At 39.6% G+C, this 680-nt stretch carries 1 pseudogene; it reads right to left on the bottom strand.

From position 1 onward, the window contains the following. Nucleotides 1–9 precede the first annotated feature (9 nt). Nucleotides 10–680 (bottom strand): annotated as a pseudogene (locus tag KGF65_RS16805) (IS5 family transposase); the annotation flags it as partial.

Below are 680 nucleotides of genomic sequence, written 5' to 3'. Positions count from 1 at the left end.
AGAACCTGTCTAATATCTTTTGAGCATCACAATCAAATAAGCTAAAACAACCATTTGGCGACTAGTACTAAGATGTCGTTCGCAATTTTTCCAAAGGCGCCGACATTTATCTAGCCAACTAAAAGTACGTTCCACTAACCAGCGTTGCGGAAGCACTTCAAATTTATGTAATTCATTACGCTTAGCCACCTGTACGGTGGCTTTTAAATTGGAATGAACAGCGGCGGAAAAGTTGTTCCCAGTGTACCCACCATCAACTAGTACTGTTTTGACGTGATTAAGATGTTCACGATATAACGTCAACATAGCAATGGCTCCTTGACGATCAGACACATTAGCCGTAGTAATGTGAATAGCTTGTGGTAAACCATTGATATCAACTGCTAAATGGCGCTTAATATCGGAAACTTTTTTACCTGCATCATAACCTTTATGCTCAGCAGTATCTGCATTTTTTACGCTTTGGGCATCGATTATAATAAATGTCGTTTTGGCTGAGCGTGATTGTAAATTACGCTGTTGAGCGATAATTTTTTTAAACAGTTATCAAGTAGCGATGCCTCTGTGACAAAAGGCGATGCAGACCAAAGCTTGTAGTAATTATAGACGGAATGCCATTCAGGAAAATCACTTGGAACTTGTCGCCATTGACAACCTGTTTTTAGGACATAGATAATCGC

It is taken from the genome of Lactiplantibacillus sp. 30.2.29 (assembly GCF_018991255.1).
Taxonomy (GTDB): Bacteria; Bacillota; Bacilli; order Lactobacillales; family Lactobacillaceae; genus Lactiplantibacillus; species Lactiplantibacillus pentosus.
Note: the sequence above shows the minus strand (reverse complement) of the source record. Positions and strands in the feature narration are given on the sequence as shown.